Below are 14,054 nucleotides of genomic sequence, written 5' to 3' on the forward strand. Positions count from 1 at the left end.
GTTATCTTGTTGTTTTTGTTTAATAAATAAATCAATGAGTAATTGGTGTTATTTTTTTAATAAAAATGAATAGGTAAAGAAAATAAAGTTATCACTAAAAGGAATTTTCTATCATTAGACTCATTGTTAATAAAGTAAATAGAACATCAACAAATCGCATAAATATTACCCCATAAATAACCTATAAAAAATTTATAAATCTTTAAGTTTTTCCTATTGTAGTGTATTTAAAAAATATGATTTATTGATATCGCAAGAACATCCTTGTATACATAAATTTGAAGGTATTTAGAATGAAAAAGTTATTAGCAATTGCGACGGTATTGTCATTAGCCATTTCGGGTTCGGCACTCGCTGCAGGTACAGCAAAAGAGGGGAAAACATCGCCTACGGTGAAAACACAGCAAAGTAGCCAATCGCATTCATCGAGCAACAGCAAAGCTCATAATCAACCAGTAAAGAAAAAGACTCCAGACTCTACTAAAGGTTAATGAGCCACCACTAATGTCAATCCAGTCTCAGTGCCATGGGAAATATACAGCCCGTGGCGCTGAATCTATATGGTATACTGCTTTTTATTTATCAAGATATACCTGTTATGAGCTATCAATGCCCCCTGTGTTTTAGTCCTTTAAAATTGAATAATAATAGTTGGCAGTGTTCCAATAACCATCAATTTGATCGTGCAAAAGAAGGTTATGTGAACTTACTGCCAGTACAACATAAGCGTTCTAAGGATCCTGGTGACAGTGCCGAAATGATGCAGTCTCGGCGGCAATTTTTAAATGCAGGTCATTATGATCCAATGCGTCAATGTGTGACTGAGAAATTAGCGCAATACCTTTCTGAGCAGAGTGAAAATGTATTAGATATTGGTTGTGGAGAAGGGTATTACACTGACTATTTTATGCAAAGCTTAATAAAACAGCGGGCAATTAAAGCTGTTTTTGGGTTAGATGTATCAAAAGCCGCTATTCGTTATGCAGCAAAACGCTATCCATCAGTCAATTTTTGTGTTGCCTCTAGTCACCGTTTGCCTTTCCCTGAACAAAGTATTGATGCGATTGTTCGTATTTATGCACCTTGCAAAGCGGAAGAATTAGCTAGAGTTCTGCAACGTTCGGGAATACTGATTACTGTAACACCGGCTCCTGAACACTTACAGGAATTGAAACAGTTGATTTATAGTGAGGTTAAATTACATCCAATTAAAGAAGAAGCCTTGCCGCAATTTAAATTAGTGGATGAAACCAATTTAAAGTACTCAATGCACTTAACAGGGGATGAAGCATTTGCATTATTAGAAATGACCCCTTTTGCATGGCGAGCTTCTGTGGATGTTAAAAATACATTACAACAGTCAGAACCAAAAGATTATACGGCTGATTTTCTGATACGGGTGTATCAACTTATTGATTAACAAAATGAGGTTACTCCCCCTACCAGTTCAGTAGGGGGTTATAAATTATGCGCTGTACATAAATACTTCGAGATGTTCGAAGAGGATATTAAAGCCAATAGCGATTAATACTATCCCACCGATAATTTCTGCTTTTTTTCCTAATAGTGGCCCCACATAACGACCAATCATCATACCTACCGTGGCCATGATCATGGTCATGAGGCCAATTGTCATTGCGGTATGCACAATATCAACTTGTAAAAATGCAAGACCAAGTCCGATAGCCATTGCATCAAGACTAGTGGCAATAGCAGAAAGTACTAAGCTAAGAGAGCTGTTGCGTGAAGGCGGTGTGCAGCAGTCATCATCGCTTTTGGCTTTAATACCTTGCCAAATCATACGAGAGCCAAGAATGAAGAGCAGGCCAAAAGCAATCCAATGATCCCAACGAATAACATATTGGCTTGCGAGAATACCAATTCCCCAGCCTATAATTGGGGTGAGTGCTTCAATAATACCGAAAATAAAACCAGTGCGGAGGATCTCTTTAAAGCGGGGTTTGTGCAGAACAGCACCTTTACAGATAGCGACAGCAAATGCGTCCATGGAAAGGGCGAGTGCTAAAATAAGCGTAGCGTAAAAGCTCATAATATAAACCTCGGTTGGGTGCATCCATATACACATGAATTACCCCCAACCAAAAGGCTTATTCATGTGTCTATGGTCTTGCCAACCAAGATGGCGTCCGCACCACGTTTAAAAAACAAACGAGTATGTTGATACGGACATTCTGGATATATTTCCAGAACAGGCTACTCCCCAATGACGTGGTTCGAAAGATATCATAAATTAATTGAAAGGCAACACTTAATTTTATGTGGATATTAAAATTTATTGAGAATAATTTTCATTTGCAGAAATAAAAAAATTGAGGTTAATTAAATTTGTTATTAACCTCAATCTTAATGTGAATATATATAACCATTATTTATGATTAATGAAAAATTCATATATTCTTTGTAAATCATCAAGTTGAGAAACTTGAATGTGGATTTTCTTATGCTCTAATCCGATAATTAGAATTCCGTCTTCTGATAAATTCATTGTTTTTATTCTGTCGTACAATATAAATGTGTTTGCAAAATAAAAACCTGTTTGTTTAAAAAATAGCTTTGGTGCTCGAATAAAAGCCAAATAGACTGACATTAAAATTGTAACCATTAATAAATAAGTGGTTAACATACTACCGTGTCGTGAAATATTGGTATAAATAACGATACAGATTAAGACAATAAAGATAATTGCATCGACACGATGTTTACGTCTGAGGTTAATTTTGAGTAGGGTTTTTCCCTTAAGTAAATGTTGAATAAACTCATCGTAAATTGCATACAGCAGCATCAGTAAAATAATAATGGCTAGTATGAAATCATTTAAGGTCATTTTCAGTGCCCTTGGCTAAGTAAACGTGCTAGAGAGCTTAAAAGTAAAAATGGGAGGCTGCAACCTCCCATTTCAGTTTATTACAGCAAATTATGGTGCTAAGAACTTCAACCAAGCACCTAAGATACCAAGGCCAAAGAAGCCAATGATGATCCACAGTGGGTTAACTTTACGGCGAAGTAGCCACATACATGCAAAAGTTAGTAATAATGGAACTAAACCAGGCATCAAATCATTCAAAATATCTTGAATGGTTTTGATTTCCATAACTTTTGTTGTTGGGTTCTCAATATTGGAAACAACGACGGGAATGTTGACCTTGGTCCATTTATTCACCAAGGCACCCATAACAAATAGCCCCAGTATTGATGCACCTTCAGTCAGTTTTTGTAAGAATCCGCCACCGATATCTTGAACAATATCAACCCCTTTTTTATAGCCATACGCAACGCCATAGTAGAGCGTTAATAGGCGAACAAGGTTGAATAGAACAAAGAAGAGGATTGGGCCGAGTAGGTTACCAGTCATTGCAATACCGGCGCCTAGGGCTGCAAATACAGGACGAACAGTACCCCAGAAGATTGGGTCACCAACCCCGGCAAGAGGTCCCATTAAACCCACCTTAATACCGTTGATGGCACCATCATCAATATCTGCACCATTCGCACGTTGCTCTTCCATCGCCATGGTGACACCTAAAACAGGCGCAGCAACGTAAGGGTGGGTGTTAAAGAACTCAAGATGGCGTTTGATTGCTTGTTTACGCTCATCGTTATTTTCAGGATACAGGCGACGGATCACCGGAACCATTGAATAACAGAAGCCCAGCGCTTGCATACGTTCAAAGTTCCAAGAACCTTGTAACAAGTTAGAACGCAAGAAGACGCCGCGAATATCGCTTTGTGTAAGCTTTTTCGCTGTTGGATTTGTTGTATCTACCATGGTTGCGCTCCTCCTAGTCTAATTCATTATCAAGGTTGTTGTTGCTATTATTTTGTGCGACAACAACTTGAGATTTATTGTATTTCGGGCTGAGTTGGATATACAGGATAGCCATAACCGCACCGATCACACCCAGCGCAACAAGGTTAAATTCGGTAAATGCCGCAGTAACAAAGCCTAAGTAGAAGAATGGCATTAGATAGCCTGCACGCATCATATTGATAACCATTGCATAACCGACAACAACGATCATACCACCAGCAATGTTCAGACCATCAGTAACGACCTGTGGAATTGAATCCAGTAGTTCTCTTACCTCAGAGGTACCAACAGAAACTGCAACGATAAGCGCTGGGATCGCAATACGCATTGCTTGAAGTAATAATGCAGAAACATGGATCCAACTGATAGCAGTTAAATTACCACTGACGGCAGCACGGTCAGCAGCATGTTGGAATGCAACGGTAACGGTACGCACAATAATGGTAAGGACTTGTCCAGCCGCCGCCAGTGGAATTGCGATGGCGATACCAGCTCCGATATTTTGTCCACCAGCAATGACCAGAATGGTTGAAATAATTGATGCAAGTGCGGCATCAGGTGCGACAGCAGCCCCAATGTTCATCCAACCTAATGCGATCATTTCCAGCGTACCACCGATGATGATACCGGTTTTCATATCTCCCAAAACGATACCGACAAGCGTACAGGCAACGAGTGGGCGATGGAACTGGAATTCATCGAGAATAGAACCCATACCAGCGATACAGGCCACGATGAAAACCAGTACTATTTGAACAACGGTGAGTTCCATTGTTTAATCTCCTGTAACCAAACAAGTTTGGTAAATCTGTTTTCGAGTAATGGTTAAAATTAAATAATATTAACGGTTTAACTAAGACTAATTTTTAAATTTTTTAATCAAATCCATCATCTGAACTTTGCTGTCAGAAGCGACTTTTCGTACTTCTAATTCAATATTTTTATCATTCAGATAGTTGAACGCTTCAATATCTTTTTGGTTGATAGAAACCGCATTCGTAACTTGAGTTTTTCCTTCATGGAACGCCATACCACCGATATTGACAGAGGTGATATCAACACCAGCTTCAACCAAACGTTGTACATCCGTTGGGTTTGTGAACAATAACATGACGCGTTCGCCTGCGTATTTTGGGTTGTTATAAACACGAATACACTTAGCAATATCAACGACATGTGCTGTTACGCCAGGAGGAGCAACTTGTTTTAGTAATGTTGAACGTACCTGATCTTTTGCCACCTCATCGCTGACGACAATAATGCGTTTAACGCGAGTTTCTTTTGTCCAGCGTGTAGCTACTTGACCATGGATTAATCGGTCATCAATACGCGCAAGTGCAATCACCATATGTTCGCCAGGGCCAGCAGTGACTGTTTGTACTGGAGCAGGTTGTTGAACGGGTGCTGGGGATGGAGTAGCAGCGGCTTCTGGCTCTTTAAATTTCAGTGCCCGAATACCACCACGGCCTGTTTCTAAAGCAACGGAGATTAATTCGTCTATTGAAGGGTTATCGTCACGACACATAAAAGTTTCAACTAACATAGGCACATTAACGCCAGTGACTATTTCATAGTTTTCATGCTCGTTTACGATACGGCTAGCTGCGTTAAAGGGACTACCTCCCCATGTATCAACTAAAAATATTACCCCCTGGGAGGTATCTAAATCAGCTAGTTTTGCTGTGTACTTATCAAATAGGGTGTCTGCGTTTTCCCCTGGTACAAAGTCAATAAACGAGACATTTTCTTGCTCGCCTATCAACATTTCGGTGGTTCGTAGAAGTTGCTCTGCCGCCACACCGTGTGTACCAATCATAATAGCTATACTCACTTGATTTCCCTCTTAACAGATATAGAACGGAATTTGTAAATCAGGTCAAAATTGAATCAGCTTAATTAAACCTCCTAATAGAAAATGATATTGATAATTTTAGCTGAATAAATTCACTCTATTTTATTCAGTTAGAAAACTGTTAATTTGCTAACCATTAGAGTCAATATCCGTAGCATAACATTTCGCATTAGTGTAAAAACTTGTTTTGCGTCAGAAAATTAAAAACATGTATTTTATTTTAAATAAAATACATATATTGTCTGAGTATATTGGTTTTATTAAATAAATAAACTATATATATGACAAAAACAGTGTATGTGACTGTTATCGGTAACAAAAAAATAGCAAAAAGAGTAAGGGATTTAAAATGTTGGGCAAAAAATAGACGAAAAATGACACGTTTCAGCAGTAGGAAGTTCTGAAAAACGTTTGTTTTGTAAACAAGGGATTTAAGTAACGATTTAATTAAGTTTTTGTTACAAATTAAAAATAGAAAAGCCAAGTAGGCGAAAAATGACGTATTAAAGATCACCCTAAACAATTAAGTCAGATAATAATCAACAATACTTGATAAAAAATGCCGCGTGTTTAATCAAAGTAAAATACGCGGCATCGGTGAAGTGATTCAATTAATGACTAGTGAATAAAGACCCTAGTCACATTGGACTTTTATTGCTAAACCTCCGCGAGAAGTTTCGCGGTATTTGGCATTCATGTCTTTGCCCGTCTCGTACATCGTTTCAATTACTTTATCGAGAGAAACACGTGGCTCACTCGTACGGCGGAGTGCCATACGCGTTGCGTTGACGGCTTTGACGGATGCAATCGCATTACGCTCAATACAAGGTACTTGAACTTGTCCTGCAACAGGGTCACAGGTTAAACCAAGGTTGTGCTCCATACCGATTTCAGCGGCAACACAAACTTGTTCAGGGCTACCACCAAACAATTCAGCAAGGCCTGCCGCTGCCATTGAGCAAGCAACACCAACTTCGCCTTGGCAACCCACTTCCGCACCAGAGATAGACGCATTCATTTTATAAAGAATACCAATAGCCCCCGACGCAAGGAAATAACGTGTGTATAATTCCGGCGTAACAGGCTCAATGCAGTGGTCGTAATAAGCCAAAACCGCAGGAACGATACCACAGGCACCGTTGGTTGGGGCAGTAACAACGCGACCACCTGCCGCATTTTCTTCGTTAACCGCTAATGCAAACATATTAATGAGATCAACGACATTCATCGGGTCATTGGACAGTTTGCTTGATGATGTGACAAGACGGTTCAATGCTGGCGCACGACGAGGTACGCGCAGTGGCCCCGGTAGAACTCCCTCGGTATTTAACCCGCGTTCAATACAAGCCTGCATGGTTTTCCACACATCGGCAAAATAGGCATCGATCTCTTCTTTCGTGTGAAGGTCAAGCTCATTCTTCATCATCAAGCTAGAGATGGATAACCCCGTTTTTTTGCAGTGAAGCAAAAGTTCTTCTGCTGAGTTAAATGGGTAGGAAACGGGTTTACTATCCAGAACAGATTGACCAAAATGTTCCTCATCAACAATAAAACCGCCACCAATTGAGTAGTAAGTTTTGGTATAAATTTCTTCTTCGCCTGCAAAGGCATGGATAGTCATACCATTTTCATGTAAAGGCAGATTATCTAGGCGGAAGTTCATTCCACCTTCCCGTGGGAAATCTACCGTGTGAGTGCCGTTAGCTAAGGGTAGCTTTTCAGTCTTTTCAACGTTTTCAATAAAGCCAGGAATAGATTCGATATCAACAGTAGCAGGTAAATTGCCAGCAAGGCCCATAATGATTGCAATATCAGTATGGTGGCCTTTTCCAGTGAGTGAAAGAGAGCCATAAACGTCGACCGCAATGCGTGTGACGCTTGGTAATAATTGTTTGCTTACCAAATCATCGACAAATTCTTTTCCCGCCTTCATTGGGCCGACGGTATGAGAGCTTGAAGGACCTATGCCCACTTTAAACATGTCGAATACGCTTATCACGCAGGACTCCTTAAAAAAAGTAGATATTTAGTGATTTATTTTAAAGGGCGCTACTTTACTGTTATTTAGTAGTGTTAACCAGTAAGTTTAAATTATTTTTTAAAATAAGGTAGTAACAAAAGGCCAATTGCTACAGAATAGCACAAAATGTATTCAATTATGGCACAAAATGACTACTTGAGTTGCAGAGCTAGCTGATGAAGGATGGCGGCAGTGAGACCCCAAACGAGATGTCCATTATGCCAATAGAAGAAAATACGGTTACTTTGACCAGCACGTTTGATATCAACATATTTATGTTGATTCAGTGACAGCGCATCAAATAGCGGAACCTCGAATACAGAGGCCACTTCACTAGGATTAGGGCGATAATTAATGCCTTCGGGGAGCAGGCCGACGATTGGGGTGACTTCGTAACCGCCAATACTTTGTTGTGGCGAGAGTTGCCCAAGTACTTGGACTTTCTCTGGGGGAATAGCCACTTCTTCATAGGCTTCTCGCAGCGCGGTAGTCACTAGAGAGCCATCTTCAGGGTCACGTGCCCCTCCTGGGAAAGCCACTTGTCCGGCATGTGAACGCAAAAAAGGGGAACGCTGCGTTAATAATAATGTGGGAGTGGTTTTATTGATAATAGGCAGAAGAACGGCAGCAGATTTGCTCGCCGTCCGTTGAGTTCGGCGAGTCACTGGCAGGGTAAACTGAAAGCGGTTTATAAACTCATTCAGTTTGGTCATCGTGCTTTACTTCTCCTAACACGGGTAATATCAGCCGTAACTTATCAAAGGTTTCTTGATACTCTTTATCCGCTTGGCTATCTGCCACAATACCACCGCCAGCCCAGCAAAAAATCCGTTTTTTATCTGTTAACAGTGTACGGATGGTAATGTTGGTATCCATTTTGCCACAAAAACTAATATAGCCTATAGCGCCACAATAGCCATGACGACGATGAGGTTCAAGCTCTTCAATGATTTGCATTGCCCGAATTTTAGGGGCACCAGTAATTGAGCCTCCCGGGAAACTTGCACGCAGAAGATCTGTTGCCGTATAGGGTTTATCAAGTGTTGCAGTAATTGTGCTAACTAAGTGATAAACCGCTGGGAAGGCTTCGACAGCGAATAATTCAGGGACCTTGACTGTTCCTGGTTGTGCAACTCGACCAATATCATTACGGAGTAAATCGACAATCATCAAGTTTTCAGCACGATCTTTAGGGGAATTCGCCAATTTTTCGACTTGCATGGCATCGGCGTGTTCATCCTCTAAACGAGGTAGTGTGCCTTTGATTGGACGTGTTTGTATCTCACCATCTTGTAACTGAATAAAGCGTTCAGGCGAAATGCTGATCACCGCATTATTAGGAAGACGAATGAAAGAAGAGAAAGGGGCGCGATTTGCTCGGGTTAATAATAAAAATGCATCCCACTCATTACCCTTATATTTTGCTTGAAAACGCTGCGCTAGATTTATTTGATAGCAATCACCGCTACGCAAGTATTCATGTATTTGGCCGATTTTCTCGTGATACTGCTCTTGTGACATATTTGAATGCCATGAACTGGTAAGGGCGAACTTGGTTTTACGTGAAGCTTTTTGTTTCTTCAACCAATCAAGGCGTTTATTGGTATCAGAATAACTGAATAAGGTGACCGTTTTTTCTTGATTATCGACAATCAACGCCCATTGATATATCCCAACGGCCATATCTGGAAACGATAAATCCGTAGTCGCTATGTGTGGCATTTTTTCGATACGACGACCTAAATCGTAGCTCCAAATACCGAGAGCACCGCCAGTGAAAGGAAGCGTATCATCACTAGCATGGTCAGGGGCGTAGTGTTCAATAGTTTGTTGAAGGAGGTTAAATGGGTCTGCGTCTGAACTCTCAACCGAATGCGGGTGGGTGATCGTCGTTTTATCGCCAATAGTGGTTAGCGTTGCAATAGGATCAGCCACAACAATATCGTATCTGTTATGCGAATGCTCGGCATTGCCTGAATGGAGCAGCATTGACCAAGGTTGATGGGCTAGTGGCGTAAAATAGTCAATAGCAACATCAGGATAATAGGGGAGTTGTATTTTATTGATAACCATTTGTATATACTAAACGCTAAGTCGATAAAAAAGAACTGATAACCAGATTAGCATATATCTTATCTTAAGAAGCCAAGAGCTGTTAAAATTAAGCTAAAATTTTTTATTTTCTCTCCGCACGATTTAAAACTAACCAGTTAAGAAGGGGTTTTGACATGTTTTCAGGTATGCCAGCGCTTAATCATCAACAACAGCAAGAAGCGGTTGAACGTATCCACCAATTAATGGCTGATGGGATGAGTAGCGGAGAAGCGATTGCGCTCGTTGCACAGGAAATCCGTGAAAGATACAAAGATAAAGAGCAGATTCAAGTACGTTTTGATGAAGAAAATGAACGTTAACAAAACAAACTATTAACATTTATGCTAAAATCTGATACATATTAGTTAAGTCATACCATTCTGGCAGTTTATAATTATTTCTACTATTTTAGTTATATTAGATAAATGTCGTATAAAATTAACTATGGTCACTGATATAATTTGTTACCCAACATTTTTATAGGGATCGGAGGAAGCATGAAGGCTGGTAAGAAAATTGGTTTTGCTTTAGGTGGCTGCGCACTGTTATTTAGTTCGATTGCATTCAGCGCCAACCAAGAAGAAGGTAAAGCGGCTCCGTTTATTAGTTGTGGAAAATTGGCAGAGCCTCAAATTGCTGCACAAGTTAAAAACGATTTTATGAATAATCGCTTGCCACGTTGGGCAGAAGAAAAGGCATTAGTTGGTAAAAAAGCCGTCGCATGGGTTAATAATCAAGATGTGACGAAAACAGAGACGGGTTACCAAGTGCCATTAACAGTCAGAGGCTCTAAGCAAGATCTGCAATATAATGTGACTGTTGATTGTGAAAAATCCACTATTACATATCACTCTGTAAAATAATCTATCTCGATTTGTAGCGATGTCCTAAAAAGGAGAAGTGATGCTTCTCCTTTTTAGTTATTCGTGCCTAAAAATCATATTTAGCGATTTTTGGGCTCGTAGGGTAGACGAGAAAAATGTTGTGAAAGCTGGCGGTAGTGGGCTAACCGTTCACGAAAATAGGCTCTAAGGTGCTCAGGTTGCTCCTGCTCGACAGCTTCTGCGATCACGGCAACATTATAGCGCTCTTTAAAGGCAACCCCCGAGGCTTGTAGGTCAACATTGACTTTATCCATTTCGTCTTTGGGTAACAATGCAAGGTTATGACTCATATCCACTCTCAATCACTTCAATGTAGAGGGGGTAGTGTAGCAATTTATCGGAAAAAATCACTAGCTGCCTCGTTACTTATGGCGTAAATATAGGGAAATAATATTTTGAATTGATTGAGAGAAATAATTATTTTTACGTAAGATTATATTTAATAACTCAACTATTGATTATAATGAGAATGTATTATTTTATTAAATAACAATGATAATTTTTTTCATTAAAACACAAGTAAATACCACTAAGGATAATGAGATTGATTATTATTAATTTTACAAAAAGTTATTAATTATCAGTAAATTGTATTTTTTTGTTTTATTATTGTTTTAGGGTTTTAATTATTTTTAGAATGTGCATAATAAAAGCATTAATCTTGATAACTAAGGAAAGAAAATATGTTAACGAATGACATGATCAATAAATTAAATGAGCAGTTAAACCTCGAGTTTTATTCTGCGAATTTATATTTACAGATGAGCGCATGGTGTAGCGATAAAGGTTTTGAAGGTGCTGCGGCATTTTTAAAAGCACATTCTCAAGAAGAAATGGAGCATATGCAGCGTTTATTTGACTATCTTAGCGATACTGGTGCACTGCCAAAATTAGGTCAAATCGCCGCGCCTCCTGTTGATTTTAAATCAATCGGTGATGTATTTACGCTGACTTATCAGCACGAGCAACAAATTACAGCGGAAATTAATAAACTGGCTCATTTAGCCATCACTACCCAAGATTATTCCACATTTAACTTCTTACAGTGGTATGTTGCTGAACAACATGAAGAAGAGAAATTGTTCAAATCAATCTTAGACAAATTGGATATGGTCGGTGAAAGTGGCAAAGCGCTATTCCTATTGGATAAAGATTTAAAAAATATGTCTACATCCGCCCACGTTTAATATAAAACATCAATAGGTTCATGATTTGTAGTGATTAATTTCAATGCTCATGAGCCTTTTTCTTTTCATTTTGTGTTGATAATCACATCTTCAACAGCCAAATTCATTTTTTGGCAGCGAAAGCTTGTTTCTTTCGTATAATGATTGCTAAATAATCCAAATTCACCTGCAAATTAAGGGGTTACTAATTATGGCAATCTATCAAATCAAATCATCTTGGCGTAAATTGAGTGCTGTTGCAGTCCTATTTTTAGGTATGTCATTTCAACAGGCATTCGCTCATGCGCACTTAAAAGATCAACTACCAGCAGAAGGTGCGGCGGTTGAAAAGGCTCCTGAATCAATCACCCTTAATTTCTCTGAAGGTATTGAGATTAATTTTGCAAAAGTGAAAGTGACGGGGCCTAATGACAGCGTCGTGAAAACAGGCAAGCCTGCGTTAGATTCAAACAATGACACCAAGGTTATCATTCCAATTGAAAGCAAATTAGAAGCAGGAAAGTATGATGTAAATTGGAGTGTGGTATCCGTTGATGGTCATAAAACGAAAGGCGAATATAGCTTTACTGTGAAATAATCATGTCTTTAGAGGCATTTTATACAGTTATACGCTTTTCCCATTTTATTGCTGCGATGTTGATGTGTGGAATGTCAATATTCGCAGCGATATTAAGTGTGGGTGCTTTTAGTCAAATCCTTCGTCGCTATCTTAATCGAGCGATTATCTTTAGTGCAGTAGTCACCGTGGTTACAGCCTTTGGCTGGATGGCTGCCCAAGCTGGGCTGATGGGGGATGGCTGGGAAGAAGCACTAGACTTTGATATTTGGTCAAGTGTATTTGGCACAACGTTTGGGCTGGTTTGGCGTTGGGAATTGGTGTTTGCTGTCATCACATTAGGTGTGATTTTTATCCGTTCACAAAATATCCGGCTTTATCTGTTATTACTACTTTCTATTGTGCTCCTCGGTTTACATGCCTTGATTGGCCATGCCGCGATGTATGGTGGTGTCATTGGGGCGTTAAACCGTTTAAATCAATTTCTTCATCTTATAAGTTCAGCCTATTGGTTTGGCGGATTATGGCCGTTTTTGATTTGCATTCAGTTCTTGCGAGATAAAAAAGAATTAGCGCCAGGCTTAGATAAGCAAATTTTTGCTAGTTTGATCCGTTTTTCTCGTGTAGGGCACGTTGCTGTCATTATTGTTGTGGTGACAGGCATAATCAGCTCGATGACATTACTGCCAAATTGGCCGTTTAATTATACCGGTTCAGAATACCAATCGTGGCTTTGGTTAAAAATCAGCTTAGTTGCACTAATGGTCATTTTAGCCTTAGTGAACCGCTATATACTGGTCCCGAATATTAAAAGAAAAGGGCGGTTACAGTATTTGATTATTAATAGTTGGATTGAGCTACTGTTAGGTACTACGGCAATTTTAGCCGTTGCTATTTTTGCGACCTATCAACCTGTATAATCACCTGATAGTGAACTTGATGTTTTAACAAGGTAAGTTGTATGAAACTGAAATTAGCGCTGTGTTCTGTATTACTGGCAAGTACTAGCTTTACGGTGGCTGCGGCACCCATTGAGACAGTAAGTAAAAAGCAGTTTGGTGATGATTGGCCATTTACCCGAGAAGAAGTGATGCTGGAATGTAGAAGTAATGGTGCACTGATTGTTATCAACCCTGCCACACTCATGCAGTACCCACTCAATGATGTGGCACAGGCTCAAATGGAGAAAAAAGAGATCAAAGCACAGCCGATCGATATTTTATTAAAGCCAATTGAGACGGAAAAAAGCGCGGAAGAGCGCGTAGAACCACTCAAATTAGCGGCAAAGAAGCTGTGTAACAACTCGTAACCTCATCTTTATTAAAGAAGAGCAATGCCATAGGTTATAGGCGATTATGCTTATAACTTGTGGCATTTTTTATTATCAACAAAAAGTTGAAAGGTTGTACTTATCATCGATATAGGGTGTACCTATCAATCAAATAGCTCGATATTGGAATATTAAGAAATAAATTGTGTTAATAATATGTAAAATAATTGATAATTAGTATGGTAAGAGTGCGTTTAGCAAGCTAGTATTAAATTGTACTTTGTTACGTCTCAATGGCAATTTTTAGCGCACGGCTCTGCCAGAGCCATTTCCCAAGGCCCGGTAATCGGAATCTACCAGGC

Annotated in this window: 17 protein-coding genes and 1 riboswitch; of the genes, 8 read left to right on the plus strand and 9 right to left on the minus strand. The window is 39.5% G+C overall.

Annotated elements, in window-relative coordinates; all coding sequences use genetic code 11:
• Positions 1–293: 293 nt before the first annotated feature.
• Both PR709_RS02080 and rlmA read left to right on the plus strand, forming a co-directional pair.
• On the plus strand, positions 294–491 hold the full coding sequence (locus tag PR709_RS02080; RefSeq protein WP_004920458.1) for a hypothetical protein: 198 nt from the start codon (positions 294–296) through the stop codon (positions 489–491).
• 107 nt (positions 492–598) lie between these two features.
• Positions 599–1,420, plus strand: a complete 822-nt coding sequence (gene rlmA, locus PR709_RS02085; RefSeq protein WP_041705372.1) for a 23S rRNA (guanine(745)-N(1))-methyltransferase — start codon at positions 599–601, stop codon at positions 1,418–1,420.
• A gap of 45 nt (positions 1,421–1,465) precedes the next feature.
• Here rlmA and mntP read toward each other — a convergent pair whose 3' ends face one another.
• From mntP to pabB, 8 genes are all read right to left on the minus strand, one after another.
• Positions 1,466–2,050 (minus strand): manganese efflux pump MntP, encoded by a 585-nt coding sequence (gene mntP / locus PR709_RS02090; RefSeq protein WP_014656091.1) that lies wholly within the window; start codon positions 2,048–2,050, stop codon positions 1,466–1,468.
• 6 nt (positions 2,051–2,056) lie between these two features.
• Positions 2,057–2,235: riboswitch (yybP-ykoY riboswitch) on the minus strand.
• Positions 2,236–2,386: 151 nt separating this feature from the next.
• Positions 2,387–2,845: a DUF986 family protein gene (locus PR709_RS02095; RefSeq protein WP_004920450.1), complete on the minus strand. Its 459-nt coding sequence runs from the start codon at positions 2,843–2,845 to the stop codon at positions 2,387–2,389.
• Between the two features lie 90 nt (positions 2,846–2,935).
• A complete protein-coding gene (locus PR709_RS02100) occupies positions 2,936–3,787 on the minus strand; it encodes a PTS mannose transporter subunit IID (protein ID WP_004920447.1) in 852 nt (283 codons plus the stop codon).
• A gap of 13 nt (positions 3,788–3,800) precedes the next feature.
• A complete protein-coding gene (locus tag PR709_RS02105) occupies positions 3,801–4,601 on the minus strand; it encodes a PTS mannose/fructose/sorbose transporter subunit IIC (protein ID WP_004920443.1) in 801 nt (266 codons plus the stop codon).
• An 87-nt stretch (positions 4,602–4,688) separates the two neighbouring features.
• A complete protein-coding gene (manX, locus tag PR709_RS02110; protein ID WP_204282976.1) occupies positions 4,689–5,660 on the minus strand; it encodes a PTS mannose transporter subunit IIAB in 972 nt (323 codons plus the stop codon).
• A gap of 655 nt (positions 5,661–6,315) precedes the next feature.
• Positions 6,316–7,680 carry an L-serine ammonia-lyase gene (locus PR709_RS02115; RefSeq protein WP_014656089.1) on the minus strand — a complete coding sequence of 455 codons (1,365 nt, stop codon included), beginning with the start codon at positions 7,678–7,680 and terminating at the stop codon, positions 6,316–6,318.
• 173 nt (positions 7,681–7,853) lie between these two features.
• Entirely contained in the window at positions 7,854–8,414 is a 561-nt protein-coding gene (locus tag PR709_RS02120; RefSeq protein WP_004920428.1) for a CoA pyrophosphatase, read from the minus strand.
• The gene (pabB, locus tag PR709_RS02125; protein ID WP_004920424.1) at positions 8,398–9,774 is read right to left on the minus strand and encodes an aminodeoxychorismate synthase component 1; all 1,377 of its coding nucleotides are present in this window, start codon (positions 9,772–9,774) and stop codon (positions 8,398–8,400) included. The genes PR709_RS02120 and pabB overlap by 17 nt, the downstream gene beginning before the upstream one ends.
• A gap of 155 nt (positions 9,775–9,929) precedes the next feature.
• Between pabB and PR709_RS02130 the strand changes: the two genes are divergently transcribed.
• Positions 9,930–10,115: a YoaH family protein gene (locus PR709_RS02130; protein ID WP_004920422.1), complete on the plus strand. Its 186-nt coding sequence runs from the start codon at positions 9,930–9,932 to the stop codon at positions 10,113–10,115.
• Between the two features lie 177 nt (positions 10,116–10,292).
• A complete protein-coding gene (gene yebF, locus PR709_RS02135) occupies positions 10,293–10,658 on the plus strand; it encodes a protein YebF (protein ID WP_004920419.1) in 366 nt (121 codons plus the stop codon).
• Positions 10,659–10,738: 80 nt separating this feature from the next.
• Here the strand turns inward: yebF and PR709_RS02140 are convergent, their stop codons facing one another.
• On the minus strand, positions 10,739–10,969 hold the full coding sequence (locus tag PR709_RS02140) for a DNA polymerase III subunit theta (RefSeq protein WP_014656087.1): 231 nt from the start codon (positions 10,967–10,969) through the stop codon (positions 10,739–10,741).
• A gap of 393 nt (positions 10,970–11,362) precedes the next feature.
• Here PR709_RS02140 and ftnA point away from each other — a divergent pair, with 393 nt between their 5' ends.
• The 4 genes from ftnA (at position 11,363) to PR709_RS02160 (ending at position 13,731) form a co-directional block, all read left to right on the plus strand.
• Positions 11,363–11,866, plus strand: a complete 504-nt coding sequence (ftnA, locus tag PR709_RS02145) for a non-heme ferritin (RefSeq protein WP_004920416.1) — start codon at positions 11,363–11,365, stop codon at positions 11,864–11,866.
• Positions 11,867–12,056: 190 nt separating this feature from the next.
• Positions 12,057–12,443: a copper homeostasis periplasmic binding protein CopC gene (gene copC, locus PR709_RS02150; RefSeq protein ID WP_004920415.1), complete on the plus strand. Its 387-nt coding sequence runs from the start codon at positions 12,057–12,059 to the stop codon at positions 12,441–12,443.
• Positions 12,444–12,445: 2 nt separating this feature from the next.
• Positions 12,446–13,342, plus strand: a complete 897-nt coding sequence (gene copD / locus PR709_RS02155) for a copper homeostasis membrane protein CopD (RefSeq protein WP_040133207.1) — start codon at positions 12,446–12,448, stop codon at positions 13,340–13,342.
• A 41-nt stretch (positions 13,343–13,383) separates the two neighbouring features.
• Positions 13,384–13,731: a DUF2511 domain-containing protein gene (locus PR709_RS02160; RefSeq protein WP_004920411.1), complete on the plus strand. Its 348-nt coding sequence runs from the start codon at positions 13,384–13,386 to the stop codon at positions 13,729–13,731.
• The last annotated feature ends 323 nt before the right edge of the window (positions 13,732–14,054 follow it).

This window comes from Providencia sp. PROV267 (assembly GCF_028477825.1).
Classification (GTDB): domain Bacteria; phylum Pseudomonadota; class Gammaproteobacteria; order Enterobacterales; family Enterobacteriaceae; genus Providencia; species Providencia stuartii.